Raw genomic sequence first — 19,958 nt, forward strand, 5'->3', positions numbered from 1 at the left:
TCATCGGATGGCCTCGGCCTTCGATGCGCCGTCCTCGAGCTCGTCGAGGAAGCGGTCGATGGTGCGGCTCTGCCGGGCGCTGTCCTCCAGGGACTCGCCGACGAGCTTGCCGGCCAGGTCGGTGGCGAGCTTGCCCACGTCCTGACGGAGCGCGCTGGCCGCGGCCTTGCGGTCCGCCTCGATCTGGGCGTGTCCGGCGGCGATGATCTCTTCCCGCTGCCGCTGACCTTCCGCCTTCATCTCCTGGATGATGACGGTGCCCTGCTCGGTCGCCTCCTGGCGGAGCCGGGCGGCCTCGTGCCGGGCTTCGGCGAGCTGGGCCTTGTACTGCTCCAGCACGCTCTGGGCCTCGGTCTTGGCGGCCTCCGCCTGCTCGATCCCGCCCTCGATGGCCTCGCGGCGCTCGTCCAGAACCTTGTTGATGTTCGGGAGGAGCTTCTTGGCGAGGAAGCCGAAGACGATGACAAAGGCGATCAGGCCGATGACGAGCTCGGGGATCGGCGGGATGAGCGGGTTTTCCGCCCCCTCCGCCGCGAGCTGAACCAGAGGGTTCACATCAGTGCCTTTCGTCTAATAAAGCTGGTGGTCGCGTTCGTCTTAGTAGACGAAGGGCATGACCAGGCCGATGAGGGCCAGCGCCTCACAGAACGCGAAACCGAGGATCTGGTTGGCGCGGATGAGGCCGGCGGCCTCGGGCTGACGGGCCAGGGCCTGCGTACCGTTACCGAAGATGATGCCGACGCCGACGCCGGGGCCGATGGCGGCAAGACCGTAACCGACGGAGCTGAGGGAGCCGGTGACGGCGGCAAGGGTCTCAGTGGCAGCCATGCTGATTCTTCCTTCTCTTTCACGGACCGGTGGGGGTTGGCCACCGGACGTCTGCGGGATCTGAAGTGGTGGGCGTTCAGTGGCTCTCGGCGAGCGCGCCCTGGATGAAGCTGCACGTCAGGAGGACGAACACATAGGCCTGGACGGCCTGGATGAACAGCTCGAAGGCGGTCATCACGATGACCATCACGAACGAGACACCGGCGTAGGCGATGCCGATCCCGTTCAGCAGGTACCAACTGGCGATCGTGAAGAGCAGCAGCAGCGTGTGGCCCGCGAACATGTTGGCGAACAGTCGCACCGCGTGGGTGAACGGCCGGACGATCAGGTTCGAGAAGAACTCGATGGTCATGGCCAGCGGCAGAACCGGACCGAGCGACTTGTCGTAGCCGGTGAAGTTCTTGAAGGCGCCGACGAAGCCGTGCCGCTTGAAGGTCAGCGAGACCCACGTGATGTAGACGATGGCGGCCAGGCCGACCGGGTACGCGATGATCGAGGTCACCGGGAACTGGGCGACCGGGACGATCGACCAGAGGTTCATCATCCAGATGAAGAAGAACAGCGAGACGACGAGCGGAACGTACTTCTCGCCCTCCTTCTTGCCGATCGTCTCGTAGACGACGCCGCGCCGGACGAAGTCGTAGCCGGCCTCGGCCACCATCTGGAGCTTGCCCGGGACGACCTTCGGCTTCCGGAAAGCGGCCCAGAAGAAGCCGACGATGATGATCGAGCCGAGCAGCGCCAGGAGCATCGTCTTGTTGAAGTACACGTTGCTGTCCGCGTCGCCGAAGATCGGCTGGAACAGGAACGAGTGCAGGCCGGGTGCCGGAAAGCCACAACCGTCGAAGATGTGGCAGTCGGTCTCGAAGGCGAGCACCTGCGTCGGGTCAGCACTCACCGCGGGCTCCTTCAGCATGGCGCATAGGTACGGCAACCTCGTTGTGTCGGCGCGGCGCGCAGCCGCGGTTCGGCACTGGACTGGTGTGACGGATGTGGGGACGGCGGTCGGGCGTTGAGCCTCGCGTGGGAACAGGCGTCAGCTCGGATGCCCGCGCCCGCAATGCCGCAGTTGGCACCGGACGATAGCAGGATCCCGAACGGGCACTTATCCCGGCCCTACCCCTCACGCCGAAGACCCTGACTTCTCGGCCTTTCCGGCCGTCGAGGACTCGGGTTCGACGTAGAGGATCTTGGCTTTCATGTGGGCACGCGCCTGTGCGGCGATCCAGACGAGGGTCGCCACGACGAGAGTGAAGGCGAACGCCTTCGGTTCGAACAGTGTCGTGTTCTTGAACAGACCGACAAAGATGACGAGCAACAGGAGCTGGGCCGTGTACAGCATCAGGCCCATCGCCTGGAAAAGGTGCGGAAGTGACTTGGCCGTGCGTTCGAGCACCACGAGCCCGATGCCCATGAAAACGATCACCACCAGCGCGCCGACAGCGGCTCCCAGCGCCCCCTTGCCGCCGGCGACCACGGCACTGACGGCCGCGGCGACGGCGCCGACGGCCGCGGTGGGCACGGCGGTGTGAAGGAGGTTCCGGACGTCGTTGGACGGCATGGCGGCAGCTCCGCTGAATGGGTGGGGCAGGTGGTGTCGTCACAGACGAGCGTAGGCCCGGTCCGAGGATGAGTTTCTCGGGCCAACGGACCGTCGCACTACGGTCCTTCGGCTCTGTCGCCGGGTCTCGTGAACAGTATCACAAACTATTTGATGAGGTCTTTACCATGGGGGTGTGCTGACTGTCACACATGAGTGGGACGCCGCGCGTGTGTGCATGACAGGGCGGCATCTTGTCTGGTATTGGGGACCGGCGGGGGAAATGGGTGCCCGGTCACTGCCGGGAGCCGGCCTTCCTGCGATCGGGTAGACGCGAACGAGCGCCGATGGCGGTCGCTCCGTTGACGCCGGCCGGAACGGGCGTACGAACCTCGGCGGGCGGCTCGTGCTCCTGTGCGTGGACACAGGGGGCCCCGGCCGCCGCACCCTCCACGCTCCCCTCCACGCCTTCCCATGCCTCGGACACCCCGGCCTCCGCCTCCGCACGCCCGCTGCGCCGGTAGCGCGGCGGTACGAACGCCTGCGCCCACAGCGGGGCACGCGGCGTGAAGCGCGGCAGCAGCAGAAGCACCAGGCCCACCGCGCTCAGCGCCACCACGACCAGCAGGATCCACATCGACGCCGAGTGCACCGAGTACGCGACCACGCCGAAGGCGATCAGCGCCGACCAGAAGTACATGATCAGCACCGACCTGCTGTGCGAGTGGCCGATCTCCAGCAGCCGGTGGTGCAGGTGGCCGCGGTCGGCGGCGAACGGCGACTTCCCGTTCCAGGTACGGCGTACGACCGCCAGCACCAGGTCGGCGAACGGGATCGCGATGATCGTCAGCGGCAGCAGCAGCGGGATGAAGACCGGCAGCGCCGCGTGGGTGGCCTGGCGGGTGGAGCCCTCGAAGATCTTCAGCGCGTCCGGGTCGACCTGGCCGGTCACCGAGATCGCGCCCGCCGCGAGCACCAGACCGATCAGCATCGATCCCGAGTCGCCCATGAAGATCCGCGCCGGGTGCATGTTGTGCGGCAGGAAGCCCACGCACATGCCCATCAGGATCGCCGCGAAGAGCGTCGCGGGGGCGGCCGCCTCGATGCCGTACCCGTACCAGATCCGGTACGTGTACAGGAAGAACGCCGCCGCGGCGATGCAGACCATGCCGGCCGCGAGACCGTCGAGACCGTCCACGAAGTTGACCGCGTTGATGGTGATCACCACCAGCGCCACGGTCAGCAGGGTGCCCTGCCACGAGGTCAGCGCGACCGTGCCGACACCGGGGACCGGGATCCACAGGATCGTCAGACCCTGCATGACCATCACACCCGCCGCGATCATCTGCGCGCCGAGCTTGATCAGGGCGTCGATCTCGAACTTGTCGTCGAGGACACCGATCAGCCAGATCAGCGCGGCTCCGGAGAGCAGCGCGCGCGGCTCGTTCGACAACTCGAAGACCCCGTTGAGGTTCTGCAGGTTGTCGGCGACGAGCAGTCCGGCGCACATGCCGAAGAACATGGCGATGCCGCCGAGCCTCGGCGTCGGTTCGCGGTGCACGTCGCGGGCACGGATCTCCGGCATCGCTCCGGTCGCGATGGCGAACTTCCGCACCGGCCCGGTCAGCAGATAGGTCACCGCGGCCGTCACGCAGAGCGTCAGCAGGTAATCACGCACGGGCTGCCCCACAGGAATCGCTGGCCATCTCAGCCCCACAGACTAGCCCGCGCCGGACCCCTCGACGGAAACCCGGTCGCTATATGAGCCAGGACAACGGATGGAGCGGAACGGTTGCACGGGTTCCCCGTACGGAAAATTCCATTCAGGAAACGTTCGGATACGGCGGGAAACGACCGACCAGCTCCTTCACCGTCTCCCGCAGCGCGCCCTGGGCCCCAGGCGCCCCCTCAGCGCCCTCGCGCAGCGCCGAGGCGATGATGGCCCCGATCCGCCCCATCTCGCCCTCACGCATGCCCTGAGTGGTCACGGCGGCCGTCCCCAGCCGGACGCCGCGGGCGCCCGCGTACGGCAGCGCGCAGGTGTCCACCACGAGGCCCGCCGCCGCGAGCCGGCCGCGCGCGGCCCTGCCGTCCACGCCGAGCGGCGCGGGATCGACGGTGAGCAGATGCGTGTCCGTGCCGTCCGTGCTGATCCCGAGACCCTGCTCGGTCAGCGCCTCGGCCAGCGCCCGCGCGTTGGCGACCACCTGGTGGGCGTACGTGGCGTACGCGGGAGTGGCCGCCTCCCCGAAGGCGACCGCCTTGGCGGCGATCGTGTGCATCTGGGCGCCGCCCTGCGTGAACGGGAACACGGCGCGGTCCACACGCTCCGCGTACTCCGCGCCGCACAGGATCATCCCGCCACGCGGTCCGCGCAGCACCTTGTGCGTCGTCGCGCACACGATGTCCGCGTACGGCACGGGGCTGGGCGCCGCACCCCCGGCGACCAGCCCGATGGGGTGCGCCGCGTCGGCGATCAGATAGGCGCCCACATCGTCGGCGATCTCTCTGAAGGCCGCGTAGTCGACATGGCGCGGATAGGAGATCGAACCGCACACCAGCGCCTTGGGGCGGTGTGTCCGCGCCAGGTGGCGCACCTGCGCGTAGTCGATGAGCCCGGTCCGCGCGTCGACCCCGTACCCCACGAAGTCGAACCACCGTCCCGAGAAGTTGACGGGAGAGCCGTGCGTGAGGTGCCCGCCGTACGTCAACCCCATGGCGAGAACCGTGTCCCCGGGCCGCAGCAGCGCGGCGTACGCCGCGAGCACGGCGGACGAGCCCGAATGCGGCTGTACGTTGGCGTGCTCGGCCCCGAACAGCGCCCGCGCCCGTTCGACGGCGACCCGCTCGGCGGCGTCCACCAGCTCGCAGCCGCCGTGGTGGCGGGCGCCGGGGTAGCCCTCGGCGTACTTGTTGGCGAGCGGGGAGCCGAGGGCCGCGAGCACGGCGGGCGAGGTGAAGTTCTCGGCGGCGATGAGCTGCAGGCTGTCGGCCTGGCGCCGCGCCTCACCGAGAATGATCTCGGCCATCTCGGGATCCTGCCGCCGCAGGACCTCCAGCGCCGCTTCCGGCGCGCTCAGGGCCGCGTGGGGGCCCGGGTGAGGCTCCGCGTGGGGTTCGATGACGACCGGCATGACGGGCTCCGGACCTCGGTGGGGCGTGACGCCTCCAATGTAGGCCGCGAAGCCTCACCCCGCCCGGTGCAGGAGTCTTCGGCCCGTCCGCGCGCCTGGCCGGCGAGTGAGCGACAGTGGCATGAAGCGCCCCGTAGGCGAACCGAGCCCTTTAGGACGACCGCGCGGGGACGCCTGTCAGTGCCGTGACGACCGGGTCGAGCGCCTGGTGGATCTCCTCGCCGATGGAGCGGAAGAACGTGATCGGCGCCCCGTACGGGTCGTACACCTCGTCCGCCTCCGCCGTCGGCGCGAGCAGCCAGCCGCGGAGCGCCGCCGCCGCGCGGACCAGGGCGCGGGCGCGCTCCACGACGCCCTCGTCCAGGGGGTCGGGCAGGGTCGCGGGGTCTATGGCGCGCACCAGGCGCGTGAACTCCTTCAGCGTGAAGGTGCGCAGGCCCGCCGAGTGGCCCATCGAGATGACCTGGGCCCGGTGGTCGCGGGTCGCGGTGAGGACCAGGTCCGCGCGGATGACGTGTTCGTCGAGCAGTTCGCGGCCGACGAAGCCGGAGGCGTCCGCTCCGAAGTCGGCGAGGACGGCCTCCGCGTTGGCCTCCATGGGGGCGCCCTCGTGCCCCCAGGTGCCGGCGCTCTCCACGATCAGGCCGCCGGTCAGCCGCTCCCCCAGGCGGTCGGTCAGGGCATGCCGGTTGAGCCGCTCGGTGATGGGCGAGCGGCAGACATTGCCGGTACTGACGTGGAGGATGCGGAAGGTGGTGCCGGTGGTTGAGGTCTCCGCTATGCCACGCCCCTCAGGGGCGGTCAATTGGCCACCTCAAGGTCGGGTACCACCTTGCGGAGCTCCTCCGCGTCGAGGGCGCCGGCCCGCAGCAGCACCGGAACGCTGCCGGTGACGTCGACGATCGAGGACGGTACGTTCGCGGGCGTCGGGCCGCCGTCGAGGTAGACGGAGACGGAGTCCCCCAGCATCTCCTGGGCCGCGTCGCAGGTCTCGGGGGCCGGGTGTCCCGTGAGGTTGGCGCTGGAGACGGCCATCGGGCCGACCTCGGTGAGCAGTTCGATCGCCACGGGGTGCAGCGGCATCCGGATCGCGACGGTGCCCCGGGTGTCCCCCAGGTCCCACTGGAGGGACGGCTGGTGCTTGGCGACCAGGGTCAGGGCGCCCGGCCAGAACGCGTCGACCAGTTCCCAGGCCTGTTCGGAGAAGTCCGTGACGAGGCCGTGCAGGGTGTTCGGGGAGCCGATCAGGACGGGGGTGGGCATGTTGCGGCCCCGGCCCTTGGCGTCCAGCAGATCGGCGACGGCCTCGGAGCTGAAGGCGTCCGCACCGATCCCGTACACGGTGTCGGTGGGCAGCACGACCAGCTCACCGCGGCGCACGGCCGACGCGGCCTCTCGCAGACCCGTGGTGCGGTCGGTCGCGTCGTTGCAGTCGTATCGCCGGGCCATTTCAGGAAGCCTCCTCGTGCGCGTACACGGTCTGGGTCATCGAAGCGGAAGGGTCGTGAGGTACGGAAGGGGCACGAGGAGCGGGCGTGGCGGTCGCGGGAGGGGTCACGGCATCGCCTTGCGTGCCGTGGCGAAGCGCGGGCGCTTGTTCAGGTCCGGGTGGTCCGCGGCGTCCGCCCAGCCGGACTCCTCGCTGAAGATCCACGGGACCTGTCCGCCCTGCGTGTCCGCGTGCTCGATGACGACGAGGCCGCCGGGCCGCAGCAGCCGGTGCGCGGTGCGTTCGATGCCACGGATCGTGTCGAGACCGTCCTCGCCGGAGAAGAGGGCCATCTCCGGGTCATGGTCGCGGGCCTCGGGGGCGACGTACTCCCACTCGGTCAGCGGGATGTACGGCGGGTTGGAGATGACCAGGTCGACCTGGCCGTCCAGCTCGGGAAGGGCGCTCAGGGCGTCTCCCTGGTGCACGGTGACCCTGGACCCCTCGGCGTTCTTCCGCGTCCAGGTCAGGGCGGACTCGGACAGCTCCACGGCGTGCACGCGCGAGCGCGGCACCTCCTGCGCCATGGCGAGCGCGATCGCGCCGGAGCCCGAGCACAGGTCGACGACGACCGGCTCGACGACGTCCATGGCGCGTACGGCGTCTATCGCCCAGCCGACGACCGACTCGGTCTCCGGGCGGGGCACGAAGACACCGGGGCCGACCTGGAGTTCCAGGTAGCGGAAGAAGGCCCGTCCGGTGATGTGCTGGAGCGGTTCGCGGGCCTCGCGGCGCGCCACGGCCTCCCAGTAGCGGGCGTCGAAGTCGGCGTCCTTGACGCGGTGCAGCTCTCCCCGTTTGACGGCGTGCACGTACGCGGCGAGCTCCTCCGCGTCGAAACGCGGCGAGGGCACGCCCGCGTCGGCCAGCCGCTGGGTGGCCTGGGCCACCTCCGCGAGCAGCAGGCTGCGCCGCTGGGAGTCGCTGGGCCCCCCAGAATGTGGCTGCACGCTGGTTCCTCCGGACTGCGAGTGTGGTCACCTGGGGCGGTGGCCACAGGTCTTTTACTGGGCGGCTGCTAGCTTCGCGGCGGAGTCGGCGTCGACGCATGCCTGGATGACGGCGTCCAGGTCCCCGTCGAGCACCTGGTCCAAGTTGTACGCCTTGAAACCGACACGGTGGTCCGAGATGCGGTTTTCCGGGAAGTTGTACGTACGGATCTTCTCGGACCGGTCGACGGTACGGACCTGGCTGCGCCGGGCGTCCGCCGCGTTCTTCTCGGCCTCCTCCTGGGCGGCGGCGAGCAGCCGCGACCGCAGGATACGCAGGGCCTGCTCCTTGTTCTGGAGCTGGCTCTTCTCGTTCTGGCAGGAGGCGACGACTCCGGTCGGCAGGTGGGTGATGCGTACGGCGGAGTCGGTGGTGTTGACGGACTGGCCGCCGGGGCCGGAGGAGCGGTAGACGTCGATACGGAGATCGTTGGCGTGGATCTCGACGTCGACCTCCTCGGCCTCGGGCGTGACGAGCACACCGGCGGCCGAGGTGTGGATACGGCCCTGCGACTCGGTGGAGGGCACGCGCTGCACGCGGTGCACGCCGCCCTCGTACTTCAGCCGCGCCCACACGCCCTGTCCGGGCTCGGTGGCCCCGTTGCCGCCCTTGGTCTTGACGGCGACCTGGACGTCCTTGTAGCCGCCCAGCTCGGACTCGGTGGCGTCGATGATCTCGGTCTTCCAGCCGACGCGCTCCGCGTACCGCAGGTACATGCGGAGCAGGTCGCCGGCGAAGAGCGCGGATTCGTCGCCGCCCGCGCCGGCCTTGACCTCCAGGATGACGTCCTTGTCGTCGCTGGGGTCGCGCGGCACGAGGAGGAGGCGCAGTTTCTCGGTCAGCTCGTCGCGCTGCTTCTCCAGGACCTTGGCCTCGGCGGCGAAGTCGGGGTCGTCGGCCGCGAACTCACGGGCGGTGGTGATGTCCTCGCCGGTCTGCTTCCAGGAGCGGTACGTGGCGACGATCGGGGTCAGCTCGGCGTAACGCTTGTTGAGCTTGCGCGCGTTGGCCTGGTCCGCGTGGACCGACGGGTCGGCGAGCTGTTTCTCCAGACCGGCGTGCTCGCCGATCAGTTCCTCGACCGCCTCGAACATTCGGGGGCTCCGTGTTTCTCGCGTGACGCGCGTAAAGAAGGTGCTGCCGTGCAGAGGATGCTGCCTGGACGGAGGGGGCCGCACAGGTGGACCGGCAGTGCTGCGGGACGCCAAAGCGCCGGTCCCGGCGCCCCGCGGGTACGGGGCGCCGAGGACCGGCGCAGGTGGCTCGCTACTTCTTGGCGGAGCCGGCGGCCTTGCCGAAGCGGGCCTCGAAGCGGGCCACACGGCCACCGGTGTCGAGGATCTTCTGCTTGCCCGTGTAGAACGGGTGGCACTCGGAGCACAGGTCGGCACGGATCGTGCCCGACTCGATGGTGCTGCGGGTGGTGAACGACGCACCGCAGGTGCAGCTGACCTGGGTCTCGACGTACGCGGGGTGGATATCGCGCTTCAAGGGGTTCTCCTAGTTCCGGGAGGGCGCCGGGTCGTACGCGCTGATTGCGCGGACGTGAACCGGGGCCGACGTACCAGTCTGCCAGGACCGGCCGTATCTCCCAAAACCGGGGGGCGGCCGGAAGTATTCCGGGGCCGCGCGGGCGTCAGCCCGCGTTGACCACGCTGTGTGCCGAGCCCTTGTCGCCCGCCGAGTCCCTGGTGGCGGAGGCGGGGATCGGCCTGTCCTGCTTGAGGGCCGTCCAGACCTGCTGGGTGGCGGCCGGGAGGGGCAGGACGCGGTTCGGGTCCGCGGGGTCGTACCGGACCGGGAGCGTGACCATGTGGACGTCCCTGGCGCCGAGGTCCTTGAGCCCGCCGGCGAATCCGACCAGCTTGTTGACGGTGTCGAGCTGGGAGTCCGGGGTGATCGCGCGGGTGGCGGCGTCGGCCAGGTCGTAGAGCTTCTTCGGACTGCTGAACACGCCCACGCTCTTGACCTGCTCGATCAGCGCCTTGATGAAGGACTGCTGGAGCTGGATACGGCCGAGGTCGCTGCCGTCCCCGACGCTGTGGCGGGTCCGTACGAGACCGAGCGACTGCTCCCCGTTCAGGGTGTGCGTGCCGGGGGCGAGCCTGAGATGGCTCTTGGGGTCGTCGATGGCCCGCGTGGTGGTGATCTTCACCCCGCCGAGGGTGTTGATGAGCTTCTTGAAGCCGGTGAAGTCGACCTCGATGTAGTGGTCCATCCGCAGGCCCGACATCTGTTCGACGGTCTTGACCGCGCAGGCGGGGCCGCCGACCTCGTACGCCGTGTTGAACATGACGAGCCGCCGGCCGGCCTCCGCGGTTCCGTCGGGGCCGGTGCAGGCGGGGCGGTCGACGAGGGTGTCGCGCGGTACGGAGACCACACTGGCCTTCTTGTGGCCCTTGTAAATGTGGACGATCATCGCGGTGTCCGAGCGGGCGCCGCCGCCGTCCGTGCCGTACTCGGCGTTGGCGCCGGAGCGCGAGTCAGAGCCGAGGACCAGGATGTTCTGGGAGCCGTCGCCGGAGTCGGCGGGACGGTCGCCGCCGAGCTGGGCGTTGATGTCGACGCCTTGGAGGTTGCCGTTGAGCTTGAAGTAGACGTAGCCGACGCCGGAGCCGCCGACGAGGACCAGGGCCGCCGCGGACCACGCGGCGATGACGGTGGCGCGGCGGCGCCCGCCCGGCTTTCTGCGGCGTGTGCCGCTGCCCCGTATTCGGCTGCTGATCCCGTCGCCCATGATCTCCCTCTGTCCGTCGTGCGGGCCCCGTTACCTCCTGCCGTGATGACGAGGCGCATTTTGTCGCCACTTGTACAGACAGTGAAGCACCAAGAAGGGTTCCACAGCATGCGCAGGGAATGTCCGGACCGCAACAGGGACCGGCGGCGCCCCGCCCCCGGCCCGCTCCGGCGCCCCGCCCCTTCCTACCGCCACTCACCTGCGGTTTCGGCGTGCGGGGGCCGTCAGGGGGCGTTCAGAGGCCCGCAGAGGGCCTGTGGGATAAGTCTCCGGGGCCAGAACAGGCCCCTGACACGGAAACCGCCCCGTCACCTGGGGTGACGGGGCGGTTCTCGCCGTACGAGAGGGCCGTACGGCAGACGCTTCGGGGTCCGGTCAGTCGTTGCCGTTGGAGCCCGGGGTCGTCTTCTGGATCTGGAGCAGGAACTCCGCGTTGGACTTGGTCTTCTTCATCTTGTCCAGGAGCAGCTCGATCGCCTGCTGCTGGTCGAGCGCGTGCAGCACCCGGCGCAGCTTCCAGACGACGGCCAGTTCCTCGCCGCCGAGCAAGATCTCTTCCTTACGGGTGGAGGACGCGTCCACGTCGACCGCCGGGAAGATGCGCTTGTCGGAGAGCTTCCGGTCGAGCTTGAGCTCCATGTTGCCGGTGCCCTTGAACTCCTCGAAGATCACCTCGTCCATGCGCGAGCCGGTCTCGACGAGCGCGGTGGCCAGGATGGTCAGCGAGCCGCCGTCCTCGATGTTGCGCGCCGCGCCGAAGAAGCGCTTGGGCGGGTAGAGCGCGGTCGAGTCGACACCACCGGACAGGATGCGTCCGGAAGCCGGCGCCGCGAGGTTGTACGCGCGGCCCAGACGGGTGATGGAGTCGAGCAGGACGACCACGTCGTGGCCCAGCTCCACGAGGCGCTTGGCGCGCTCGATGGCCAGTTCGGCGACGGTGGTGTGGTCCTCGGCCGGACGGTCGAAGGTCGAGGAGATGACCTCGCCCTTGACCGACCGCTGCATGTCGGTGACCTCTTCGGGCCGCTCGTCGACGAGGACGACCATCAGGTGGCACTCGGGGCTGTTGACCGTGATCGCGTTGGCGATGGCCTGGAGGATCATGGTCTTGCCGGTCTTCGGCGGGGCCACGATCAGACCGCGCTGGCCCTTGCCGATCGGTGCGACGAGGTCGATGATCCGCGTGGTCAGCACGCCCGGGTCGGTCTCCAGACGGAGCCGGTCCTGCGGGTAGAGCGGGGTCAGCTTCTGGAACTCCGGGCGGCCGCGGCCGGATTCGGCCCCCATGCCGTTGGCGGAGTCGAGGCGGACGAGCGCGTTGAACTTCTCGCGGCGCTCGCCGTCCTTGGGCTGACGGACCGCTCCGGTGACGTGGTCGCCCTTGCGCAGGCCGTTCTTGCGGACCTGGGCGAGCGAGACGTACACGTCGTTCGGGCCCGGCAGGTAGCCGGAGGTCCTGATGAACGCGTAGTTGTCGAGGATGTCGAGGATGCCCGCGACGGGGATCAGCACATCGTCGTCGGCTACCTGCGGCTCGCCGGGGCCGAACTCGTCGCGCCCGCGACGGCCACGGCGGTCGCGGTAGCGGCCGCGCCGGCCGCGCCGGCCGCCCGCCTCGTCGTCGAAGTCGTCCTGGGGGCCGCTGTTCTGGGGGCCGCTGCTCTGGCCCTGGCCGCCGCCGCGGTTGTCACGGTCGCCGCGGCCGCCCTGCTGCTGGCGGTTGCCGCCGCCCTGCTGCTGGCCCTGCTGGTCGTCGCCCTTGCCACGGCGGTCGCGCTGGCGGTCGCGGCGTCCCTCGCGGTCACGGTCACGGTCGCCGCGCTGGCCGCGGTCCTGGCGGTCTCCGCGCCGGCCGTCGCCGTCGTTCTGGGCGCCGGAGCCGCCGGAGGCCGCCACGGCCGCCTCGGTGCGCTCCTCGACCTTGACGTCGGCCGGGGCGTCCACCGCGGCTTCCGCCTTCGCGTCGGGGCTGCCGGCCTGTGCGGTGGCCCTGCGGCGGCGGCGCTCGCCCGTGGGCTGGTCGTCGCTGGCGGGCTGGCCGGGGATGTCGATCTGCTGCTGGGTCACGGCCTGCTCGGCCTGGCCCGCCTTCTCCTCGGCCGACGCGGCGGCCTCGCCCGTACGGGCCTTGGAGGTCGCCCTGCGCTTGGGCTTGGTCTCTGCGTCGGCGCTGCCGTTGGCACCGGCGGCCTTGGCCGCCGAGCCGCCTCCGGCCTGCGCTTCCTTGATGACCTCGATCAACTGGCTCTTGCGCATCCGCGCGGTGCCCCTGATGCCGAGGCCCGACGCGACCTGCTGCAACTCGGCCAGGACCATGCCGTCAAGGCCGGTGCCGGAGCGGCGGCGCCGTGCGGTGGTGCCAGTGGCAGCACCTTCGGCGGGCGCGGTGGTGTCGACACTGCTGTCGGCAGTCACGCCCATCAGATCGGTGGTGTCGCTCACGAAGGGTCCTTCCCTGGAGCGGACGTCGGCCTTCTGGCTCGGCGACCGGTTGTGCTGCCGGCTGCGGTCCCATTCGTGTGGACCGGGCCGGGGCGGTGGTCCCGCCGGGTATACGGCGGAGAAAATCTGCAAACGTGCATACAAGCGATGGGTCCGGCCCGAGGTCCCCCTGCTCGGCCCACCGCTGGGAAAAACGGGGGGTGTCGTGCCGGTTCCGGTGCGTGCTCAAAACTGCTCAGGCAGGCTGCTCAGGCAGTTGGGGAGGCTCCCGGAAGAAGGGCGGTCCCGATGTGGGACACGAAGCACCGCGCCTGAAAGACGTCGGTTGCAGACTTGAGGTTAACACTACCGGCTCCAACAAACATTCCCCCTCTCCCTCACCGGCAATCTCCTGTGGCTGTTCTCGCCAAGAGCTCTGCGAGCCCTACGAGCCGAGCGGCAGAACGCTCGCCCCCGCGGCGTCGAGGGAGAGCCGGTTGGCGGCCCATCCCTCACCCGCGAGCCGCGCGACCTTGTCGGCCGCGCCGTCCTCGACCAGCGCGAGCACCGTGGGGCCCGCGCCGGACACGACTGCAGGGACGCCGTCCGCGCGCAGCCGGTTGACCAGAGCGATGCTCTCGGGCATCGCCGGGGCCCGGTAGTCCTGGTGGAGGCGGTCCTCCGTGGCGGGCAGCAGCAGCTCGGGGCGCCGGGTCATGGCCTCGACGAGGAGGGCCGCACGACCGGCGTTGGCCGCCGCGTCCACATGGGGGACCGTACGCGGCAGCAGGCCGCGTGCCGTCTCCGTCAGGACCGCCTTGCCGGGTACGAAGACCACCGGAACGATGGAACCGACGGGGTCCATCCTGATGGCGCGGGCCGCTCCCCCGTCCATCCAGGCGAGCGTGAAGCCGCCGAGCAGACAGGCGGCGACATTGTCGGGGTGCCCCTCGATCTCGGTCGCCAGCTCCAGCAGCGCCGCGTCGTCGAGCCGCGCGTCCCCGCCTATGGTGACGGCGCGGGCGGCCACGATCCCGGCGCAGATGGCCGCCGAGGAGGAACCCAGGCCGCGGCCGTGCGGGATGCGGTTGGCGCAGACGACCTCCAGGCCGCGCGGCTGTCCGCCGAGCAGGTCGAAGGCGGTGCGCAGGGACCGTACGAGGAGATGGTTCTCGTCGCGGGGAAGCGTCTCGGCGCCCTCACCCGCGATGTCGACGTGCAGCCCCGAGTCGGCGACGCGGACCACCACGTCGTCGTAGAGCCCCAGCGACAGGCCCAGGGCGTCGAAGCCAGGGCCGAGGTTGGCGCTGGTGGCGGGGGTGCGCACCCGTACGGCGGCGGCGCGGAACGCGGGACCGGCCATCGCTCTGACGACTCTCCTTGTGACTGCGGTACTGGGCTTACGGCTTGCTGCCGGTCTTGCCGAGGTGACGGCTCGACGGCTTGACGGCTTGACGGAGTTACGACGGACTTGCGTGGCGGTGAGGGGTTCCGGGTGGTGCGGGAGGAGGTTTCGAGAAGGCCGTGCGGAACGCCCGGGGCCACGACAGCGGCAGCACCACGGCATATGCGGCGGGGCGGATTGGGTACAGCTTATCGAAGGATGGATCCGTGGCGACACAGGGCGCACAGGAGGCGCACGATGCGTGTCGCGTGCCTGCCTGTGCGCCGATGCCGGTCCTCGCGTACGGCCCGATGCCGGTCCTCGCGTACGGCCCGATGCCGGTCCGTTCACGGACCGCCCGCCGTCCGGGCGGAGGAGGTGTCAGACGAGGCCGAGGCGGGCCGCGGCGGCGACCGCGTCGACGGGTACGGTGACCGGCTGGGGCGCCCCGGCGACGGCCCAGTCGGGATCCTTGAGGCCGTTCCCGGTCACGGTGCAGACGATGCGCTGGCCGGGGTCGACCTTGCCCTCGTCCGCGGCCTTGAGCAGGCCGGCCACGGAGGCGGCCGAGGCGGGCTCGACGAAGACGCCCTCCTGGGAGGCCAACAGCCGGTAGGCGGCGAGGATCTGACGGTCGGTCACCTCGTCGATGAAACCGCCCGACTCGTCGCGGGCGGCCAGCGCGTACTGCCAGGAGGCCGGGTTGCCGATCCGGATCGCGGTGGCGACGGTGTGCGGGTCCTTGACGATCTCGCCGCGCACGATGGGCGCGGAGCCGGACGCCTGGAAGCCCCACATGCGCGGCGTACGCCCCGCCACACCGTCGGCGGCGTACTCGGTGTAGCCCTTCCAGTAGGCCGTGATGTTGCCGGCGTTGCCGACGGGCAGTACATGGATGTCCGGGGCGTCGCCGAGCGCGTCCACGATCTCGAACGCGGCGGTCTTCTGGCCCTGGATACGGACCGGATTGACCGAATTGACCAGCGCCACCGGGTAGTTGTCGGAGAGCGAGCGGGCCAGCGTCAGACAGTCGTCGAAGTTCCCCTCGACCTGGAGGATCTTCGCGCCGTGGACCAGTGCCTGGCCCATCTTGCCGATGGCGATCTTGCCCTGGGGCACCAGCACGGCGCAGACCATCCCGGCCCGTACGGCGTAGGCGGCGGCCGATGCCGAGGTGTTGCCGGTGGAGGCGCAGATGACGGCCTGGGCGCCCTCCTCCTTGGCACGGGTGATGGCCATGGTCATGCCACGGTCCTTGAAGGAGCCGGTGGGGTTGGCGCCCTCGACCTTGAGATGTACCTCACAGCCCGTACGCTCGGAGAGCACCTGTGCCGGAACGAGCGGCGTACCGCCCTCGCGGAGGGTGACGACCGGCGTCTTCTCCGTCACCGGGAGGCGGTGCCGGTACTCCTCGATGATGCCGCGCCACTGGTGGACGCCCTCACGGCTGCCGCCGCTGGTCAGGCCATTGCTGGTCATGGGTCCCTTACTCCCCTTCAACACGCATGATGCTGGCGACACCGCGCACGGTGTCGAGCTTGCGCAGCGCCGCGACGGTCCCCGAGAGGGCCGCGTCGGCCGCGCGGTGGGTGACGACGACGAGGGCGGCCTCGCCCGCACCGTCCTGCCGGCCCTTCTGGCGGACCGTGTCGATGGACACGCCGTGCTCGGCGAAGACCGTCGCGACCTGGGCGAGCACACCCGGTTTGTCGGCCACGTCGAGACTGATGTGGTAGCGCGTCACCACGTCGCCCATGGGGCTGACGGGAAGCTGGGTGTACGCGGACTCGCCGGGGCCGGTGGCCCCCGCGAGCTTGTTGCGGCAGACGGCGACGAGGTCGCCGAGGACGGCGGAGGCCGTCGGGGAGCCGCCCGCGCCGGGGCCGTAGAACATGAGCTGCCCGGCCGCCTCGGCCTCGATGAAGACCGCGTTGTACGCCTCGCGCACGGAGGCGAGCGGGTGGCTGAGCGGGATCATCGCCGGGTGGACACGGGCGGTGACGGAGCGGCCGTCGGCGGCGCGCTCGCAGATCGCGAGGAGCTTGACCGTGCAGCCCATGCGCTTGGCGGAGGCGAGATCGGCGGAGGTGACCTCCGTGATGCCCTCGCGGTGCACGTCGTCGAGGCGCACGCGGGTGTGGAAGGCGATCCCGGCGAGGATGGCGGCCTTGGCGGCGGCGTCGAAGCCCTCGACGTCGGCGGTGGGGTCGGCCTCGGCGTACCCGAGGGCGGTGGCCTCGTCGAGCGCCTCGGAGTAGCCGGAGCCCGCGCTGTCCATCCGGTCGAGGATGAAGTTGGTCGTGCCGTTGACGATGCCGAGGACACGGTTGACCTTGTCCCCGGCGAGGGACTCGCGGAGCGGCCTGACCAGCGGGATGGCGCCCGCGACGGCCGCCTCGAAGTACAGGTCGCGGTCGTGCCGGGCGGCGGCGTCGTAGAGCGTCGTGCCGTCCTCGGCGAGCAGCGCCTTGTTGGCGGAGACGACGGAGGCGCCGTGCTCGAAGGCGGTGGTGATCAGCGTACGGGCGGGCTCGATGCCGCCGATGACCTCGACCACCACATCGATGTCACCCCGTTTGACCAGGGCGGTCGCGTCGGTGGTGATGAGCGACGGGTCGATGCCCGCGCGCACCCTGTCAGGGCGCCGGACGGCGACCCCGGCCAGCTCCACCGGGGCCCCGATCCGCGCGGCGAGGTCGTCGGCGTGCGTCGTCATGATGCGCGCCACCTCTGAGCCGACCACACCACAGCCCAGCAGCGCCACCTTCAGCGGACGCGTACGCATCATCCGACCTACGCCTTTCATCCAATGTCATCGCACGCGACCGGCCGTCGAGATCAGACGGCAGCGTGATTGCCAACCAGTCTCACTCACCGGACGGGAGTTTCTGCCCCTCGTCCAGATTGCGAGACATGTATTTCAGTGACCGACATCGAGACGCAACAGATCTTCCTCCGTCTCGCGCCGGACGATCACCCGGGCCTCGCCGTCCCTGACGGCGACGACGGGCGGGCGGAGCGCGTGGTTGTAGTTGCTCGCCATCGAGCGGCAGTACGCACCGGTGGCAGGCACCGCGAGCAGGTCGCCGGGGGCCAGGTCCGCGGGGAGGAACGCGTCCCGCACGACGATGTCGCCGCTCTCGCAGTGCTTGCCGACGACGCGGGTCAGCATCGCCTCGGCGTCGGAGGAGCGGGAGACGAGCGCCACGCTGTACTCGGCGTCGTAGAGAGCCGTACGGATGTTGTCGGACATGCCACCGTCCACACTGACATACGTGCGGAGCCCGTCGAGCGGCTTGATCGTGCCGACCTCGTACAGCGTGAAGGCCGTCGGGCCCACGATGGCGCGTCCCGGTTCGACGGAGATACGCGGCGTGCGCAGCCCGGCGGACTCACACTCACGGGTGACGATGTCGGTGAGCGCCTTGGCGATGTCGTGCGGCTCGCGCGGGTCGTCCTCGGAGGTGTACGCGATACCGAGGCCGCCGCCGAGGTCGATCTCGGGCAGTTCCACGCCGTGCTCGTCGCGCACCTCGGCGAGGAGCTGGACGACGCGGCGGGCGGAGACCTCGAAGCCCGCCATGTCGAAGATCTGCGAGCCGATGTGCGAGTGGATGCCGATCAGTTCGAGGCCGTCGAGCTTGAGGGCCCGGCGGACGGCCTCGGCGGCCTGTCCGCCGGCGAGGGCGATGCCGAACTTCTGGTCCTCGTGGGCGGTGGCGATGAACTCGTGCGTGTGCGCCTCCACGCCGACCGTGACCCGGATCTGCACGGGCTGGCGCTTGCCGAGGCGCTGCGCGACATGGGCGACGCGCACGATCTCCTGGAAGGAGTCGAGGACGATCCGGCCGACCCCGGCGGTGACGGCGCGCTCGATCTCCTCGGTGGACTTGTTGTTCCCGTGGAAGGCGATGCGCTCGGCGGGCATCCCGGCGGAAAGGGCGGTGGCCAGCTCGCCGCCGGAGCACACGTCGAGGTTGAGCCCTTCCTCGTGCAGCCAGCGCACGACGGCGCGGGAGAGGAAGGCCTTGCCGGCGTAGAAGACATCGGCGTCCGCGCCGAAGGCGTCGGCCCAGGCACGGCAGCGGGCGCGGAAGTCGGCCTCGTCGAGGAAGTACGCGGGGGTGCCGAACTCCTCGGCCAGCCGGGTCACTTCGATCCCCGCGAGGGTCACCACGCCGTCCTCGCCACGGCGCACCGTACGCGACCAGACCTTCTCGTCCAGGGCGTTGAGGTCGGCGGCGGGCGCGGTGTAGTGGCCCTCGGTGAGTACGTCGGCGTGGCGGGGGCCTGCGGGGTGTGCGGAACGGCTCATGTGCGTGGCTCTCTTGGCTTCTTCTCGGAGGTGTGCGGAACGGTCACGGATGCTCCGTTCACAGGTGTTCCGGGGCATCGACGCCGAGCAGGGACAGGCCGCCGGCCAGCACCGTCCCGGTGGCTTCGGCGAGCGCGAGCCGGGACCGGTGGGCGGCCGAGGGTTTCTCGTCGCCGAGGGGCAGCGGGTGGCAGGTCTCCTGGAAGCGCAGGAAGGCGTCCGCGACGTGTTCGAGATGGCGGGCGAGCCGGTCGGGGGCGCGCAGCCGGGCGGCGGCTCCGAGAACGGCGGGATGGTCGCCGAGGAGGGTGAGAAGGGCGGTGGCGGGGGCCTCGGCGAGCGTGCCGGCGGTCTCCGCCGGGGTGAGGGAGAGCTGTCCGGCGGCGCGCGCGGCGGCGCGCGTGCGGGCGTACGCGTAGCGCACGAGGAAGAGGCCGTTGCTCTCGCGCTGGACGAGCAGCGCGCGGGCGGCCTCGCCGTCGGTGTACGGCCGGTCGTGCGCGGCGGGCCGCAGCAGCGCCCAGTGGGCGGCGTCGGGCCCGAGCCGGGCGTACAGGTCGTCGGCGGTGGTGGGTGCGGGGACGGGAACCGGGCGCAGCGCCTCGGCGGCGCCGGGGACCACGGCGGCCTCGGCGCCCTGGGTACGGAGCAGCTTCACGGCCGTACGCGTCCACAGGGCGGCCCGTGGCTCCTCGGCGGGCGCCAGGGCGGCGGTGGTCCCGGCGAGGGCGTCACCGTGTCCGTAGCGCGTTCCGGCGCGCCGGATCGTACGGAGCAGACCGGTGCGGGCGTCGGCGCGGCTGCCCGCGGCGAGGGTGAAGTTCAAGAAGCCGGGTCCGGTGATCTCGACGCGTTCGATCCCGGATCCGGGCGCGGTGCGCAGCAGGGTGGTGCGCAGGATCTCGGCGACCTCGCGGGGCGGGCGCCCGGCGGGGCCCGCGAGCCGGAGCGCGACGTTGGTGGCGTAGTCCCCCCGGCCGCCGGGGCGGGGCCGGTCGACGGCGACCCGTTCGGGCACGGGCCCCGGCAGGGCGTCGTCCTCGACCGCGCGGCACACGGCGTGCAGCACGGTTCGGGAGAGCTCTGCGGGGGTCACGGGGTCCAGCGTAGGCGAGGGAGG

Annotated in this window: 18 protein-coding genes; all 18 read right to left on the minus strand. The window is 70.5% G+C overall.

Annotated features, from left to right (window positions below):
• On the minus strand, positions 1–555 hold the full coding sequence (locus ACIQ7D_RS11780) for a F0F1 ATP synthase subunit B (protein ID WP_403936353.1): 555 nt from the start codon (positions 553–555) through the stop codon (positions 1–3).
• 42 nt (positions 556–597) lie between these two features.
• Positions 598–828, minus strand: a complete 231-nt coding sequence (gene atpE, locus ACIQ7D_RS11785; protein WP_365631763.1) for an ATP synthase F0 subunit C — start codon at positions 826–828, stop codon at positions 598–600.
• Positions 829–904: 76 nt separating this feature from the next.
• Entirely contained in the window at positions 905–1,726 is an 822-nt protein-coding gene (gene atpB / locus ACIQ7D_RS11790) for a F0F1 ATP synthase subunit A (RefSeq protein WP_403936355.1), read from the minus strand.
• A 225-nt stretch (positions 1,727–1,951) separates the two neighbouring features.
• Positions 1,952–2,389, minus strand: a complete 438-nt coding sequence (locus ACIQ7D_RS11795) for a hypothetical protein (protein ID WP_403936357.1) — start codon at positions 2,387–2,389, stop codon at positions 1,952–1,954.
• A 274-nt stretch (positions 2,390–2,663) separates the two neighbouring features.
• Positions 2,664–4,058: an MraY family glycosyltransferase gene (locus tag ACIQ7D_RS11800; protein WP_403936359.1), complete on the minus strand. Its 1,395-nt coding sequence runs from the start codon at positions 4,056–4,058 to the stop codon at positions 2,664–2,666.
• A 133-nt stretch (positions 4,059–4,191) separates the two neighbouring features.
• The gene (gene glyA / locus ACIQ7D_RS11805) at positions 4,192–5,397 is read right to left on the minus strand and encodes a serine hydroxymethyltransferase (protein ID WP_403936964.1); all 1,206 of its coding nucleotides are present in this window, start codon (positions 5,395–5,397) and stop codon (positions 4,192–4,194) included.
• Positions 5,398–5,653: 256 nt separating this feature from the next.
• Positions 5,654–6,307: a protein-tyrosine-phosphatase gene (locus ACIQ7D_RS11810; protein WP_403936360.1), complete on the minus strand. Its 654-nt coding sequence runs from the start codon at positions 6,305–6,307 to the stop codon at positions 5,654–5,656.
• Positions 6,304–6,951, minus strand: a complete 648-nt coding sequence (locus tag ACIQ7D_RS11815) for an L-threonylcarbamoyladenylate synthase (protein ID WP_385007356.1) — start codon at positions 6,949–6,951, stop codon at positions 6,304–6,306. The genes ACIQ7D_RS11810 and ACIQ7D_RS11815 overlap by 4 nt, the downstream gene beginning before the upstream one ends.
• A 105-nt stretch (positions 6,952–7,056) precedes the next feature.
• Positions 7,057–7,941 carry a peptide chain release factor N(5)-glutamine methyltransferase gene (prmC, locus tag ACIQ7D_RS11820; RefSeq protein ID WP_403936362.1) on the minus strand — a complete coding sequence of 295 codons (885 nt, stop codon included), beginning with the start codon at positions 7,939–7,941 and terminating at the stop codon, positions 7,057–7,059.
• Between the two features lie 54 nt (positions 7,942–7,995).
• Positions 7,996–9,075 (minus strand): peptide chain release factor 1, encoded by a 1,080-nt coding sequence (gene prfA / locus ACIQ7D_RS11825; protein WP_403936364.1) that lies wholly within the window; start codon positions 9,073–9,075, stop codon positions 7,996–7,998.
• Positions 9,076–9,247: 172 nt separating this feature from the next.
• On the minus strand, positions 9,248–9,472 hold the full coding sequence (rpmE, locus tag ACIQ7D_RS11830; RefSeq protein ID WP_365811372.1) for a 50S ribosomal protein L31: 225 nt from the start codon (positions 9,470–9,472) through the stop codon (positions 9,248–9,250).
• Between the two features lie 145 nt (positions 9,473–9,617).
• Positions 9,618–10,718 (minus strand): LCP family protein, encoded by a 1,101-nt coding sequence (locus tag ACIQ7D_RS11835; RefSeq protein ID WP_403936366.1) that lies wholly within the window; start codon positions 10,716–10,718, stop codon positions 9,618–9,620.
• Positions 10,719–11,093: 375 nt separating this feature from the next.
• Positions 11,094–13,160, minus strand: coding sequence for a transcription termination factor Rho (gene rho, locus ACIQ7D_RS11840; protein ID WP_403936368.1), 2,067 nt, complete (start codon positions 13,158–13,160; stop codon positions 11,094–11,096).
• 424 nt (positions 13,161–13,584) lie between these two features.
• A complete protein-coding gene (gene thrB / locus ACIQ7D_RS11845; protein WP_403936370.1) occupies positions 13,585–14,502 on the minus strand; it encodes a homoserine kinase in 918 nt (305 codons plus the stop codon).
• A 402-nt stretch (positions 14,503–14,904) separates the two neighbouring features.
• Positions 14,905–16,002 (minus strand): threonine synthase, encoded by a 1,098-nt coding sequence (gene thrC, locus ACIQ7D_RS11850; RefSeq protein ID WP_403936372.1) that lies wholly within the window; start codon positions 16,000–16,002, stop codon positions 14,905–14,907.
• A gap of 7 nt (positions 16,003–16,009) precedes the next feature.
• Positions 16,010–17,308, minus strand: a complete 1,299-nt coding sequence (locus ACIQ7D_RS11855; RefSeq protein ID WP_403936966.1) for a homoserine dehydrogenase — start codon at positions 17,306–17,308, stop codon at positions 16,010–16,012.
• 135 nt (positions 17,309–17,443) lie between these two features.
• Complete coding sequence (gene lysA, locus ACIQ7D_RS11860) at positions 17,444–18,838, minus strand: diaminopimelate decarboxylase (protein WP_403936374.1); 1,395 nt, start codon at positions 18,836–18,838, stop codon at positions 17,444–17,446.
• A gap of 58 nt (positions 18,839–18,896) precedes the next feature.
• Entirely contained in the window at positions 18,897–19,934 is a 1,038-nt protein-coding gene (gene nrtL / locus ACIQ7D_RS11865; protein WP_403936376.1) for an ArgS-related anticodon-binding protein NrtL, read from the minus strand.
• Positions 19,935–19,958 lie beyond the last annotated feature (24 nt).

This window comes from Streptomyces sp. NPDC096310, from assembly GCF_044763125.1.
Classification (GTDB): domain Bacteria; phylum Actinomycetota; class Actinomycetes; order Streptomycetales; family Streptomycetaceae; genus Streptomyces.

What these genes read in the sequence shown, in the direction of transcription:
- glyA (WP_403936964.1), bottom strand. Translation starts at nt 5,397, where the DNA reads ATGGCCGAGATCATTCTCGGTGAGGCGCGGCGCCAGGCCGACAGCCTG.
- ACIQ7D_RS11815 (WP_385007356.1), bottom strand. Translation starts at nt 6,951, where the DNA reads ATGGCCCGGCGATACGACTGCAACGACGCGACCGACCGCACCACGGGT.
- atpE (WP_365631763.1), bottom strand. Translation starts at nt 828, where the DNA reads ATGGCTGCCACTGAGACCCTTGCCGCCGTCACCGGCTCCCTCAGCTCC.
- prfA (WP_403936364.1), bottom strand. Translation starts at nt 9,075, where the DNA reads ATGTTCGAGGCGGTCGAGGAACTGATCGGCGAGCACGCCGGTCTGGAG.
- thrC (WP_403936372.1), bottom strand. Translation starts at nt 16,002, where the DNA reads ATGACCAGCAATGGCCTGACCAGCGGCGGCAGCCGTGAGGGCGTCCAC.
- thrB (WP_403936370.1), bottom strand. Translation starts at nt 14,502, where the DNA reads ATGGCCGGTCCCGCGTTCCGCGCCGCCGCCGTACGGGTGCGCACCCCC.
- ACIQ7D_RS11835 (WP_403936366.1), bottom strand. Translation starts at nt 10,718, where the DNA reads ATGGGCGACGGGATCAGCAGCCGAATACGGGGCAGCGGCACACGCCGC.
- lysA (WP_403936374.1), bottom strand. Translation starts at nt 18,838, where the DNA reads ATGAGCCGTTCCGCACACCCCGCAGGCCCCCGCCACGCCGACGTACTC.
- ACIQ7D_RS11795 (WP_403936357.1), bottom strand. Translation starts at nt 2,389, where the DNA reads ATGCCGTCCAACGACGTCCGGAACCTCCTTCACACCGCCGTGCCCACC.
- ACIQ7D_RS11855 (WP_403936966.1), bottom strand. Translation starts at nt 17,308, where the DNA reads ATGCGTACGCGTCCGCTGAAGGTGGCGCTGCTGGGCTGTGGTGTGGTC.